At 63.5% G+C, this 12,604-nt stretch carries 11 protein-coding genes; all 11 read right to left on the reverse strand.

The features are described 5' to 3' along the window. Positions 1–50: 50 nt before the first annotated feature. The 11 genes from KMZ29_RS17215 to KMZ29_RS17265 all read right to left on the reverse strand — a co-directional run bounded on the left by KMZ29_RS17215 (position 51) and on the right by KMZ29_RS17265 (position 12,510). Positions 51–1,217, reverse strand: a complete 1,167-nt coding sequence (locus KMZ29_RS17215; RefSeq protein ID WP_215620347.1) for an acyl-CoA dehydrogenase family protein — start codon at positions 1,215–1,217, stop codon at positions 51–53. A 4-nt stretch (positions 1,218–1,221) separates the two neighbouring features. After that, positions 1,222–2,433: a CaiB/BaiF CoA transferase family protein gene (locus tag KMZ29_RS17220; protein WP_215620348.1), complete on the reverse strand. Its 1,212-nt coding sequence runs from the start codon at positions 2,431–2,433 to the stop codon at positions 1,222–1,224. A 261-nt stretch (positions 2,434–2,694) separates the two neighbouring features. Next, positions 2,695–4,224 (reverse strand): AMP-binding protein, encoded by a 1,530-nt coding sequence (locus KMZ29_RS17225; protein ID WP_215620349.1) that lies wholly within the window; start codon positions 4,222–4,224, stop codon positions 2,695–2,697. A gap of 9 nt (positions 4,225–4,233) precedes the next feature. Further along, complete coding sequence (locus KMZ29_RS17230; protein WP_215620350.1) at positions 4,234–5,403, reverse strand: acetyl-CoA acetyltransferase; 1,170 nt, start codon at positions 5,401–5,403, stop codon at positions 4,234–4,236. A 54-nt stretch (positions 5,404–5,457) separates the two neighbouring features. Beyond that, positions 5,458–6,108 (reverse strand): bifunctional 4-hydroxy-2-oxoglutarate aldolase/2-dehydro-3-deoxy-phosphogluconate aldolase, encoded by a 651-nt coding sequence (eda, locus tag KMZ29_RS17235; protein WP_369810136.1) that lies wholly within the window; start codon positions 6,106–6,108, stop codon positions 5,458–5,460. Continuing rightward, positions 6,099–7,037, reverse strand: coding sequence for a sugar kinase (locus tag KMZ29_RS17240; protein ID WP_215620352.1), 939 nt, complete (start codon positions 7,035–7,037; stop codon positions 6,099–6,101). Before KMZ29_RS17240 ends, eda begins: the two co-directional genes overlap by 10 nt. 16 nt (positions 7,038–7,053) lie before the next feature. Further along, on the reverse strand, positions 7,054–8,040 hold the full coding sequence (gene denD / locus KMZ29_RS17245; RefSeq protein WP_215620353.1) for a D-erythronate dehydrogenase: 987 nt from the start codon (positions 8,038–8,040) through the stop codon (positions 7,054–7,056). 48 nt (positions 8,041–8,088) lie between these two features. Then, a complete protein-coding gene (locus tag KMZ29_RS17250) occupies positions 8,089–9,024 on the reverse strand; it encodes a carbohydrate ABC transporter permease (protein WP_215615831.1) in 936 nt (311 codons plus the stop codon). Further along, entirely contained in the window at positions 9,017–9,976 is a 960-nt protein-coding gene (locus tag KMZ29_RS17255; RefSeq protein WP_215620354.1) for a carbohydrate ABC transporter permease, read from the reverse strand. The genes KMZ29_RS17250 and KMZ29_RS17255 overlap by 8 nt, the downstream gene beginning before the upstream one ends. Before the next feature lie 112 nt (positions 9,977–10,088). Beyond that, a complete protein-coding gene (locus KMZ29_RS17260) occupies positions 10,089–11,408 on the reverse strand; it encodes an ABC transporter substrate-binding protein (RefSeq protein WP_215620355.1) in 1,320 nt (439 codons plus the stop codon). 34 nt (positions 11,409–11,442) lie between these two features. Continuing rightward, positions 11,443–12,510, reverse strand: coding sequence for an ABC transporter ATP-binding protein (locus tag KMZ29_RS17265; RefSeq protein WP_215615828.1), 1,068 nt, complete (start codon positions 12,508–12,510; stop codon positions 11,443–11,445). Positions 12,511–12,604: the final 94 nt, after the last annotated feature.

Genomic DNA, 12,604 nt, shown 5'->3' on the forward strand with positions numbered 1-12,604 from the left:
TGACGGTGGAAAATTCCGAGTCATCTCCATCATCTCAATACGACTTCATCTCAATACGATTTGGGCAGGCCCAGCACCTTCTCGGCGATGAAGCTGAGAATGAGCTGCGGGCTGATCGGGGCGATGCGCGGGATCAGGGATTCGCGCAAATAACGCTCGACATGGAATTCCTTGGCATAGCCGAAGCCGCCGTGGGTCATGACCGCCTGCTCGCAGGCGTGGAAGCCGGCTTCGGCGGCGAGGTATTTGGCGGCATTGGCCGCCGGGCCGCACGGCAGGCCCTGGTCGTATTGCCAGCCAGCCGACATCACCATCAGCCACGCCGCTTCCAGCTCCATCCAGTTCCTGGCGAGCGGATGCTGGATCCCCTGGTTCATGCCGATCGGGCGGTTGAACACGATCCGGCTCTTGCCGTAGGCGGCGGCGCGCGCCAGCGCCACCTTGCCCAGGCCCACCGCTTCGGCGGCGATCAGGATGCGCTCCGGATTCATGCCGTGCAGGATATATTCGAAGCCGCGGCCTTCCTCGCCGAGACGGTCCTCGACCGGGATCTCGAAATTCTCGAAGAACAGTTCGTTGGAGTCGACGGGCTTGCGGCCCATCTTCTCGATCTCGTGCACGGCGACGCGCTTCTTGTCGAAATCGGTGTAGAACAGGCTCAGACCGTGGGTCGGGTTCTTCACCTCTTCCAGCGGCGTGGTGCGAGCCAGCAACAATATCTTGTTGGCAACCTGCGCGGTGGAGATCCAGACCTTCTGGCCGTTGACGACGTACTTGTCGCCCTGCCGCACCGCGCGCGTCTTCAACTGCGTGGTGTTCAGCCCGGTATTCGGCTCGGTGACGGCGAAGCAGGATTTGTCACGGCCGTCGACGATCGGCGGCAGCATGCGCTGGCACTGCTCCTTGGCGCCGAACACCACCACCGGATTGAGCCCGAACACGTTCATATGCACGGCGGAGGCGCCGGACATGCCGGCGCCGGATTCCGAAATCGTCCGCATCATGATCGCAGCGTCGGTGATGCCGAGACCCGAGCCGCCATATTCCTCGGGGATGCAGATGCCGAGCCAGCCGGCATCGGCCAGCGCCTTGTGGAAGTCGGCGGGGTAGCCGCCCTCCTTGTCCTTCTTCAGCCAGTAGGCGTCGTCGAAGCGTGCGCATATCTTGCCGACGGCGTCGCGGATCGATTCCTGGTTGGCGGACAGTGCGAAATCCATGGTCTCAATCCTTCTTGGCGCCGGGCGTCGTTCTGGTGACGCCGTCGCGCACCAATGTAGCGATCTCGCCGGCGAAGAAGCCCGCCTCGCGAAGAATTTCCTCGCCGTGTTCGTTGAGACGCGGCGCCAGCCGCGCCGGCTCCGCCGCGGTGTCCGACCAGGTCGCCGACACCTTCATGTTGCGGATCCGGCCTTCGGTCGGATGATCGACGACGGGAAAGAAATTGGTCGCGACCAGATGCGGGTCCTGCAAAATGCTCTCGAGATTGTGCATCGGCATCACGGGCACATCGGCTTTGACCAGGAGCTCCGTCCATTCGGCGGTGGTTCGCGTCTCGAAAATCCGCGCCAGCTCGGCATAAACAGTGTCGATATTGGCGGCACGGCCGGCGAAGGTGGCGAATTTCGGATTCTGGCGCAGATCGTCGCGGCCGGTCGCGTCGAAGAAGGCGTTCCACTGCTTGTCGTTGTAGACGATCACGCAGATATAGCCGTCGGAAGTCTTGTACGGCCTCCGGTCGCGCGACAGGTGCCGCGCATAGCCGCCTCTGTCGAGCGGCGGCTCGTAGGTGAGCCCGCCCATGTGATCGCCCATGACGAAACCCGCCATGGTCTCGAACATCGGAATATCGACGCGCTGGCCGCGCCCGGTGCGGTCGCGATGCACCAGGCTGGCGCAGATCGCGCCGACGGCGGTCAAGCCCACAATGCGGTCGACCAGAGCATTCGGAACATAACGCGGCGTGTCGTCGCCGCCGACCGCCATCAGATGCGCCAGCGCCGAGCCGCCCTGGATCAGGTCGTCATAAGCGGGCTTGGCGGCATAGGGACCGTCCTGGCCGAAGCCGAACACGCCGGCATAGATCAGCCGCGGGTTGAGTTCTGAGACCACGTCGTAGCCGAGTTGCAGTCGCGCCATCGCCTGCGGGCGGACGTTGTAGACCAGCACGTCGGCGGTCTTGATCAGCCGCAGCACCGCGTCGCGTCCCGCCGGCTGCTTGAGGTCGAGGCAGAGGCTGCGCTTGCTGCGATTGGTGTTGAGGAACACCGGCCCCATGCCGGGATGCCGGGTCGGCCCGATCTGCCGCGTCACGTCGCCCTCGAGCGCCTCGATCTTGATGACGTCGGCGCCGTAGTCGCCGAGCATCTGGGTGGCATAGGGCCCCATCAGCACGGTCGTCATGTCGATGACCTTGATGCCCTCGAGCGGTCCCATGGCGTTATTTGCTCCCGATGCGGCGGTTTTCGCCGCGGTTTTTGTTGCTCGGGCCTAGTAACGGCAGCGCGCAGGCAAGATCAAGGGCGTGGCGGGTATGGGCGTATGCGTGGAGGCACCCATCTACGTCGTCCCGGCCAAGCGAAGCGCGAGCCGGGACCCATACTCCGTGAAGTCGCTAATTTGCGCTGGGGTTAGTTGCCTCACACCAACTAAAGCCGGTGGTTGATGGGTCCCCGCGTCCGCGGGGACGACGACAACCTACTTCTTCATCATCGCCCGCAGCTCGGTCTTCAGCACCTTGCCGTAATTGTTCTTCGGCAGGGCATCGAGATAGACGTAGCGCTTCGGCCGCTTGAAGCGCGCGATCGAGGCAAGGCAATGAGCGTCGAGCTTGGCGTCGTCGGGCCTGGCGCCGTCTTCCAGCACCACGCAGGCGACGACGATTTCGCCCCAGTCGGGATCGGGCACGCCGATCGCCGAGACCTCGCGCACATCGGGATGTGTCAGCAGCGCCTCCTCGACCTCGCGCGGATAGATGTTGGTGCCGCCGGAGATGATCACGTCCTTGGAGCGATCCGACAGCGTCAGGAAGCCGCCTTCGTCCAGCCGTCCGACGTCGCCGGTGCGCAGCCAGCCGTCCTTCAGCGTCTCCGCATTGGCTTTCGGGTTGTTCCAGTAACCGAGCATCACCGCGGTGCCCTTGGCCTCGACCTCGCCGGTTTCGCCCGATGGCAGCGGCTGGCCGTCGGCGCCGGTGATGCGGACCTGCATCACGCTCTGCGCGTGCCCGACGGAAGCGAGGCGCTCGAGATAGCGCGGATGGTCGGTACGCTCGTGCCATTCGCGGCTGAGCGCGGTGATCGTCATCGGCGACTCGCCCTGGCCGTAAATCTGCACGAAGCGCTGACCCATGGTGGCGATGGCGTCGCGGATATCGGCGAGATACATCGGCCCGCCGCCATAGATGATGGTTCGGATGCCCTCGCCGTTCTCGCCGCGGCGCTTGGCGGCATCGACCAGCCGCCGCACCATGGTGGGGGCGGCGAACATCACGACGTTGTCGAGCTGCCGGCCGAGATTGAGCACTTCATCCGGATCGAAGCCTTTCGATTCCGGGACGACATGCCGGCCGCCGATGCGAACATGGGGGAAATGATACATCCCCGCGCCGTGCGAAATCGGCGCGGCGTAGAGCGAGGCGTCATCAGGGGTCGCATGATCGACATCGGCGAGATAGCACAGCGACATCGCCACCAGATTGCCATGGCTGATCATCACGCCCTTGGGCCGGCCGGTCGTGCCCGAGGTATAGAACAGCCAGGCGAGATCGTTGACCTCGCGCGGAACCGGCGCCGGCGTCCCCTCGCCATCACGCAGTTTGCGGTAGGCCTCGCTGTCCATCGACAGCGTCATCATTGCGGCGGGCAGATCGCTCCCGGCTTCGGCCAAAGCCTCGATCGTATCGTCGGAGACGAAGGTCAGCTTGGCGCCGCCATCGCTGCAGATCCATGCCGCCTCGCGGCCGTGCAGCTTGGCGTTGATCGGGATCGCGACCGCGCCGATCCAGAAGATGCCATACAAGCACTCCAGATATTGCGTGCAGTTGGTCGCGAACAGGCCGACGCGATCGCCGGGCGCGATGCCGTAATCGCGCGACAGCGCAGCGCCGACGGCCGCCGCACGCCGCGCGAAGGTGGCATAGTCCGCATCGAGATCGAAGCCGGTCAACAGCGCCGGCGAATGCGGGCGGAGACGCGCGGTCGCCGCCAGCCATTCGGCAATGTTCATCGCTTAGGCCTACTTCGCGGGCTCCAGCAGCGAGACGTAGTTCGCGACTGCGGCGCCGCCCATGTTGAAGATGCCCGCGAGCTTTGCATTCTTGATCTGCATGCCCTCGGGCGCCTGGCCAACGAGCTGCATCGCGGTCATCACATGCATGGAAACGCCGGTGGCGCCGATCGGATGGCCCTTGGCCTTCAACCCGCCGGACGGATTGACCGGCAGCTTGCCGTCCTTCTGGGTCCAGCCTTCCTTGATGGCGCGGGCGCCCTGCCCGCGCGGCGTCAGGCCCATCGCCTCATACTCGATCAGCTCGGCGACGGTGAAGCAGTCGTGGGTTTCGACAAAGGACAGATCGGACAGCTGCACGCCGGCCGATTGCAGCGCGCGCTGCCAGGCCACGGTGCAGCCTTCGAACTGCAGAATGTCGCGCTTGGACATCGGCAGGAAATCCTGGGCATGCGCGGTAGCGCGGATGTTGACCGCCTTGCCCATGGTCTTGGCGGTCTCCGCGTCCGTCAGCACCAGCGCGGCCGCGCCGTCCGACACCAGCGAGCAGTCGGTGCGCTTCAAGGGGCCCGCGACGAACGGGTTCTTCTCGCTCTCGGAGCGGCAGAATTCGTAGCCGAAATCCTTGCGCATCTGCGCATAGGGATTGGCGACGCCGTTCTTGTGGTTTTTGGCGGCGATCATCGCCAGCGCATCGGACTGGTCGCCATATTTCTGGAAATAGGCCTGCGCGATCTTGCCGAACACGCCGGCGAAGCCGCCGGGGGTATCGCCGTCTTCGGGCAGATAGGAGGCGCGCAACAGGTTACGGCCGATTTCGGTCGGCGGCGTCCGCGTCATCTGCTCGACGCCGACCACCAGCACGATCTTGGCCGCGCCCGCGGCGATCGCCCGGATGCCCTGATGCACCGCAGCCGAACCGGTGGCGCAGGCGTTCTCGACGCGCGTCGCCGGCTTGAACCGCAAGGCGGGGTCGGCCTGCAGCACCAGGGATGCGGTAAAGTCCTGCGGCGAGAAGCCGGCGTTGAAATGGCCGAGCACGATTTCGTCGACGTCGGCGGCCGTAATCCCGGCATCCGCCATCGCCTCGGTCGCGACCTTCACCACGAGGCTTTCGACGGTCTCGGTATCGAATTTGCCGAACGGCGTGTGCGCCCATCCGACGATGCTGGCTGTCATGGTCGTTCTCCCTGAATTGCTCGGGAGGCGTTGTAGCCTATCGGCAGGAAGACTTCACGCCGGTTTCAATAATTTCATCGCCCGATTGCACATGGCGGTTATGCCGGCCCAGTTGCCGGACCTGACATCTGCAGCCGGACATAGCCAGGAACCGCCCACCGCGACCACATTGGGCTCGGCCAGCCAGGCCGCGGCGTTGGCCTCGCCGATGCCGCCGGTCGGGCAAAACCTCACCTCCGGAAAAGGCCCGGCCAGGGCGCGAAGCGCCTTGATGCCGCCCGACTGTTCGGCCGGGAAGAATTTTACGAGATTGAAGCCATGGGCCAGCGCCAGCATCAGTTCGGAGGCGGTGGCGATCCCCGGCGCCAGCGGCAAGGTGCTCACCGAAGCAGCCTTCAGGAGATCCGGCGTGACGCCGGGGCTGATGCCGAAGCTGGCGCCGAGCGATTCGGCGCGCGAAAGGTCATCGGCGTTGAGGATGGTGCCGATCCCGACCACGGCCTCCGGCACGTTGGCCATGATCGCCTTGGCGGCTTCGATCGCCACCGGCGTGCGCAAGGTGACTTCCAGTACCCGCACGCCGCCCGCGACCAGCGCCTTGGCGAGCGGCACCGCGTCCCCGAGCCGCTCGATGGTCAGGACGGGGATCACCACGGCCGACTTCAACAGAGCGGCGAATTTTTCCCGACGAACGCTCATGCAGATCCCTTGTGTGCTCGTGTCGAACTCATCGTCGCCGGCATCGCCGAACCTGGAATGATCGCGCCGGGATGACAGACGACGATACCGGCCAGAAGGTGCCCGGCGCGTGCGGCTTCGATCGGATCAGCTCCTCGCAGCCGCGCCGCGAGATAAGCCGCCGCAAAACTGTCTCCCGCCGCCGTGGTGTCGACGACCGGCGCGGCGACGGGTTCGGCCGTCACCTCATGCGACGCGCCCTCGAAACGCACGATGCTTGCGGGTTTGGACAACTTCAATACCACCTCGGGACTTAAGATGCGCGCCATCAGGCCCTCATTGCTTTCGCCTGCAAATAGCGGCAGCAAATCCTCGGTCGAGGCCAGCGCAATATCGGCAACCGCAAAGGCGTCGCGATAGACGGCGCGCGCGATCTCCAGATCCGGCCAGCCGCGCACGCGAAAATTGGTATCGAACGCCACGCGCGTGCCGCGCTCGCGTGCGGCTCGAAGCGCCGCGAACAACCGCCCTCGCCCGTCCGCGCTGTAAAGTGACAGCGTGATCGCCGAGAGATAGACGAGATCATAGCTTGCGAGCGAATTCAGGATGTCGCCGGTCTCGGGCAAGTCCAGCAGGCGGCGCGCCGCCGCGTTTTCGCGCCAGTGGAAGAACCGGCGTTCGCCCAATTCGTCGGTTTCGATCAGATAAATTCCCGGCAGCTTGCCGGGCAACCGCATCACCCGCTTCGTTCCAACGCCCTCCGCGGCCCAGCCCGCGATCATCTCGTCGCTGAGGGAATCGTCACCGAGCGCGGTGATGTAATCGACGTCGACGCCGAGGCGGGCGAGATAGACTGAGGTGTTCAGGGTATCGCCGCCATAGCCGCGCGAATACAGGCCGTACTGGGCCTGCTTCAGCTCGATCATGCACTCGCCGATGCTGGCCACCCCCGTCATGACCGCATCCTCAGATTCAGGCCACGAACTTGCCGCCGAGTTCGTCCTCGATGTGAATTTTGATGATGTCGTCGAAGGTCTTTTCGGCGGTCGTGAAGCCGAGCTCGCGGGCGCGCTTGGCCTCGAAATTGCGCGGCCAGCCGTCGACGATACCCATGATGAACGGGTCGGGTTCGCGCTTGATCCGGGCAGCGACCTTGTCGCCCGCCACCCGCTTCAGCGCCGCGATCTGTTCGCCGACGGTGGCCGTAAGGCCGGGCATGGTGAGGTTGCGGCGCGCACCGGCCGCCGCGCTATCCATGGTCGCCGCGTGAATCAAAAAGCCCACGGCCGAGCGCGGCGAAGCGTGCCAGTGACGGACCTCCTCCGACACCGGCAACACCGCTTCCTTGCCGGCCAGCGGTTCGCGCAGGATGTTGGAGAAGAAACCGGAAGCCGCCTTGTTGGGCAGGCCGGGACGGATGCAGATGGTCGGCAGCCGGATGCCGATGCCGTCCATGAAGCCGCGGCGCGAATAATCCGCCAGCAAGAGCTCGTCGATCGCCTTCTGGGTGCCGTAGCTCAACAGCGGCGTATGGAAGAACTCGTCGCCGATCGCATCGGGGAACGGCGCGCCGAACACCGCGATCGACGAGGTGAAGACGACGCGCGGCTTGTAGCCGCCGCCGACCAGCCTGATGGCGTCGAACAGCATCCGGGTGCCGTCGAGGTTGATGCGATAGCCCTTGTCGAAATCGAGCTCGGCCTCGCCGGAGACGATCGCCGCGAGATGGAAGATCACGTCGGGGCGATGCGCCACCAGCGGCGCGGCGGTGCCGGGATCGGCGAAGTCGCTGGTGACGACGGTGATGGGGATTGCCGCGTCAGCGGGCTTGGTCGGAGCCACGACATCGTGCAGCGTCATCCGCGAGATTTCGCGGTTGCCGAGCCGGCCGTCGCGCAACAGCCGCTCGGTCAGCTTGCGGCCGACCATGCCGGCGGCGCCCAGAACCAGAATGTGCAAAGCCCAACTCCTTTTTCTTGAAAACTTATCTGATGCGGGCCTGCAGGCTCACTCTTTGACGGCTCCGGTCATCGCCGACACGTAGTGCTCGACGAAGAACGCGTAGAGGATGACCAGCGGCAGCGACCCCACCAGCGCGCCCGCCATCAGCGATCCCCAGCGATAGACGTCGCCATCGACGAACTCGTTGACGATGGCGACCGGCACCGTCTTGTTCTGAACCGAGGTGAGGAAAGTCAGCGCGTAAATGAACTCGTTCCAGCACAGCGTGAAGCAGAAGATGAACGCCGAAATCAGCCCCGGAATCGCCAGCGGCAGCACGATCTTGGTCAGTATCTGCCAGCGGCTGGCGCCATCGATCAGCGCGCATTCCTCCAGCTCGAACGGGATGGTCTTGAAATAGCCCATCAATAGCCAGGTCGAGAACGGAATCAGGATGGTGGGATAGGTCAGGATCAGCGCGAACGGCGTGTCGAACAGGCCGTACTGATACACAACGGTCGCGAGCGGAATGAACAGGATCGACGGCGGCACCAGATAGGACAGGAAGATCAGCCCGCCGACCCATTGCGCGCCGCGATAGCGCAACCGCACGATGGCATAGGCCGCGAGCACGGAGGCCAGGATCGACAGGATCGTCGAGCAGATCGCCACATACATCGTGTTCCATAGCCACAGCGGGTAGTAGCTCTCGAACAGCAGCTTGTAGATGTGCTTGAACGTCGGATTCCAGGTCCAGAACGGATTGAAGGTGTTTAGATCGAGCAACTGGTCGTCGGGTTTGATGGCAGTAAGCGCCATCCAGTAAAACGGGAACAGCAGGACGATCACGATGAGCGACAACGGCAGATAAAGCGTAACCATCCGGCGCGGCAGCGACTCCAGATAGCTCATGCCCTCGCTGTGATCGTCTCTCGCGACCGTCGGCGAGGTAGCGGTGAGTACAGCCTTGACGTCGACCGGCAGGGTGGGAATCTCAGTCATTGCTCTCTCCCTGCTGCCACTTACGCCGCTGCAGTCCGAACCATGAGATCATGATCGCCGCGAGCAGGAACGGAATCATCGCATTCGATATCGCAGCGCCCTCGCCGAGCACGCCGCCGATGATCGCACGCTGATAGGACAGCGTCGCCATCAGATGGGTCGCGTTGACCGGCCCACCGCGCGTCATCGCCCAGATCAGCTGGAAGTCGGTGAAGGTAAACAGAACCGAGAACGTCATGACGACCGCGATGATCGGCGTCAGCAGCGGATAGGTGATGAACCGGAATCGCTGCCAGCTGGTCGCACCATCGAGCGTCGCGGCTTCGTAGAGCGATGGCGACACCGTCTGCAGGCCCGCCAGCAGCGTGATCGCAACGAAGGGGACGCCGCGCCAGATGTTGGCGAAAATCACGCATGCCCGCGCCCAGGCAACATCGCCGAGGAAATTGATGTTGTCGGTGATCAATCCCATCTGCTTCAGCGACCAGGAAATGATCGAGAATTGCGAATCGAAGATCCACCAGAAAGCCAGCGCCGACAACACGGTGGGTACGATGAAGGGGATCAGCACCAAAGCGCGGAGCATCGCCTTGAACGGCATGTTCTCATTCAACAGCAGCGCCAGATAGAGACCGATCGCAAATTTTATGGCGCTGGCGACCGTCGTGTAGAGCAGCGTGTTGAACACCGACAACCAGAAGATCGAATCGCCCCACAGCCATTCGTAGTTTTCCATGCCGATGAACACGCCGGGCCGCCCGATGCGCGCATCCGTAAACGAAATCCAGACCCCCAAACCCAGCGGATAAGCCAGGAACAGGATCAGGAATGCCATCGCCGGCAGCATGAACCAGAAGCCGAGCCAGTTGCGATTGGCCCTGATCTGGTCCCACGTGGTGGCCTCACGAATCGGCCGCCTGCCGGTCCTGGGTTCGAGTGCGATGTCAGCCATTGCCGAAATCCCTTGGTATTAGCGATGCCGTCTTCACCGATGCGGGCGGTCGAATTTCGCGCAACGTCGTTGATCGGCGGGCTGCAGGCTGCCTGCAGCCCGCCGATTTTGTTCAACGATAAATGCGCTTCAACTGCCGTTCGGCAATTGCGATCGCGCCCTTGGCGGTCTCGCGGCCGGTGCAGTAGTTGGCGAACATGTCGACCACCAGGAAGTCGGCGATCGCGGTTGCCGCCTTCTCGCCGGGCGTACCGATGCCGGAAGCGGGAAGCGAGCGCTTGCTGGCCTGGCTGAATACCTGGTTCTTCGGGTCGGCGGTCCAGACCGGCGAGTTGTCGTAGGCGTTGAGCGTGTGGGTCAGATAGCCGCGCGCGCCGGACAGCCACTTGTCGTAGCTTTCCTTCTCCAGCATGAAGGCGACGAAGGCTTTCGCCGCGTTCGGATACTTGGTGAAGTTGAACGCCAGGATCGGAACCGTGAGTTGCAGTTCGGTCGGCTTGCCGATCGGCCCGACCGGATACAGCGCGTGATAGGTATCCTCAGTAAGTTCCTTCTTGGTCGGATCGTCCTTCGCCGCAACGTAGATCGAGATGCCGTTGGCGGTGCAATAGAGCTCACCCGACAGGAATGCCTTGTTGTTGGAACCGTCGTTCCACGACGCGGTGCCGGGAATGAAAGTGTCGGACAGCGCCTTGGTGTATTCCAGCGCCTTCACGGTCTCCGGCGAATTGATGATGACCTTGTCGTTCTTGTCGACCGTGTAGGCGCCGTGGCCCCACAGCATCCAGTGCAGCCAGCCGTTGGCATCGCCCGAGGCGTGACCGAGCGCCATGCCGGCCGGCGTGTTGTTCTTCTTGAGCGCCTTGCACAATTCGAGGAAGCCCGGGAAGTCCTTCGGGAATTCCTTGAAGCCGGCCTTTTCCATGGCCGATTTGCGGTAGGTCATGTAGCCGCCGATGGTGGCGACGGGAATGCCGAGCCAGTCGTTGCCCTGCTTGCAGGTAACGGCGGCCGCATCGGTCCATCCGCCATACTTCTTGCCGAGATAGTCGGCGACGTCGTTCATCTTCAGCACTTTGGTCGGAAATAACTGCGGCAGCGTGTGCAGGCCCCAGGCGAGATCCAGACCCTGCCCGGTGTTGGCGGCAACGGAAGCCTTCGGCTGCACGTCCTCGAAGGACTCGCTGAAGACGTTCATCTCGGTGCCGGTGGCGGCCTTGAAGGCTGCGACCATGGCGTTGAAGGCGTCGTCCTCGGCCGGCACGAAGCGCTTCCAGCGCATCACGGTGAGCTTGGCGCCCTTCTCCGGCTTCCATGGCGACGCCTGCGCCCAGGCCTTGGCAAAATCAAGAAGAGCCGGCCCGGTCAGTGCGCCGGCCGCGGCAAGCGCGGTGCCGCCCTGAAGTAAAGTGCGGCGGGTAAATTCTTGCATAGTCGATCCTCCCTTTTGAGTTTGATTATGTTTTTTAGGCGTTCAGTCGCTTCCCGGTAGTCTCGTCGAACAGATGCACGAGCGTTGGATCCGGCTTCAACCGGATCTTGTCGCCCGGATTGAATTGATGCCGCTCGCGGAACACGGCGACGACCTGTTCGCCGCCGAGTTTGGCGAAGACCTGGGTTTCCGAGCCGGTCGGCTCGACCACCACGATCTCGGCCTCCGCACCATCGTCCGCGATGGTGAAGTGCTCAGGCCGGATGCCGTATACCGCGGGCCGGCCTTCGGAATTGGCGGGCGCCGAGGCGAGCGGAAGCTTGACCCCGTTTGGCCCCTCGAACCCGGCGGTGCCGTTCGACTTCACTTTGCCTTTGAGGAAATTCATCGCCGGCGAGCCGATGAAGCCCGCGACGAACTGGTTGTCCGGCTTGTCATAGAGCTCAAGCGGTGTGCCCATCTGCTCCACGATGCCGTCGTGCATCACCACGATCTTGTCGGCCATGGTCATGGCCTCGATCTGGTCGTGGGTGACGTAGACCGTCGTGGTCTTCAGCCGCTGATGCAGTTCCTTGATTTCGGTGCGCATCGCGACGCGCAGCTTGGCGTCGAGGTTGGACAAGGGCTCGTCGAACAAGAAGACCTGGGGGTCGCGCACGATGGCGCGGCCCATCGCCACGCGCTGGCGCTGCCCGCCGGACAATTGCCGCGGAAAGCGATCGAGCAGCGGCGTCAGGTCAAGGATTTCCGCGGCGCGCTTGACGCCGGTGGAAATTTCGTTCGCATTCGCACCGCGCAGCTTCAGCGAGAAGCCCATATTGTCGGCGACCGTCATATGCGGATAGAGCGCATAGTTCTGGAACACCATCGCAATGTCCCGCTCCTTGGGTTGGACATTGTTGACGACCTTGTCGCCGATCGAAATCGTACCGGAGGTGATGTTTTCGAGGCCCGCGAGCATCCGCAGCAAGGTCGACTTGCCGCAACCGGAGGGGCCGACCAGAACCACGAAGGCGCCGTCCTCGATCGGGATCGTCACACCGTGCAGGACCTCAAAGCCGCCAAATGACTTCCGCACGTCGCGAATCTGCACCGACGACATGTAATTCCCTCCATGTTTCCCGGCATCGTACGGCGCGAGCCGTCGCTGCTCTGTTCTCAACTTCGACGCGGAAGTCGAACCTGATTGGGCATTG

It is taken from the genome of Bradyrhizobium sediminis, from assembly GCF_018736085.1.
Taxonomy (GTDB): Bacteria; Pseudomonadota; Alphaproteobacteria; order Rhizobiales; family Xanthobacteraceae; genus Bradyrhizobium; species Bradyrhizobium sediminis.

Bases quoted from the DNA above. Each gene is read 5' to 3' on its own strand.
- KMZ29_RS17215 (WP_215620347.1), bottom strand. From the start codon at position 1,217: ATGGATTTCGCACTGTCCGCCAACCAGGAATCGATCCGCGACGCCGTC.
- KMZ29_RS17220 (WP_215620348.1), bottom strand. From the start codon at position 2,433: ATGGGACCGCTCGAGGGCATCAAGGTCATCGACATGACGACCGTGCTG.
- KMZ29_RS17225 (WP_215620349.1), bottom strand. From the start codon at position 4,224: ATGAACATTGCCGAATGGCTGGCGGCGACCGCGCGTCTCCGCCCGCAT.
- KMZ29_RS17230 (WP_215620350.1), bottom strand. From the start codon at position 5,403: ATGACAGCCAGCATCGTCGGATGGGCGCACACGCCGTTCGGCAAATTC.
- KMZ29_RS17240 (WP_215620352.1), bottom strand. From the start codon at position 7,037: ATGACGGGGGTGGCCAGCATCGGCGAGTGCATGATCGAGCTGAAGCAG.
- KMZ29_RS17250 (WP_215615831.1), bottom strand. From the start codon at position 9,024: ATGACTGAGATTCCCACCCTGCCGGTCGACGTCAAGGCTGTACTCACC.
- KMZ29_RS17255 (WP_215620354.1), bottom strand. From the start codon at position 9,976: ATGGCTGACATCGCACTCGAACCCAGGACCGGCAGGCGGCCGATTCGT.
- KMZ29_RS17260 (WP_215620355.1), bottom strand. From the start codon at position 11,408: ATGCAAGAATTTACCCGCCGCACTTTACTTCAGGGCGGCACCGCGCTT.
- KMZ29_RS17265 (WP_215615828.1), bottom strand. From the start codon at position 12,510: ATGTCGTCGGTGCAGATTCGCGACGTGCGGAAGTCATTTGGCGGCTTT.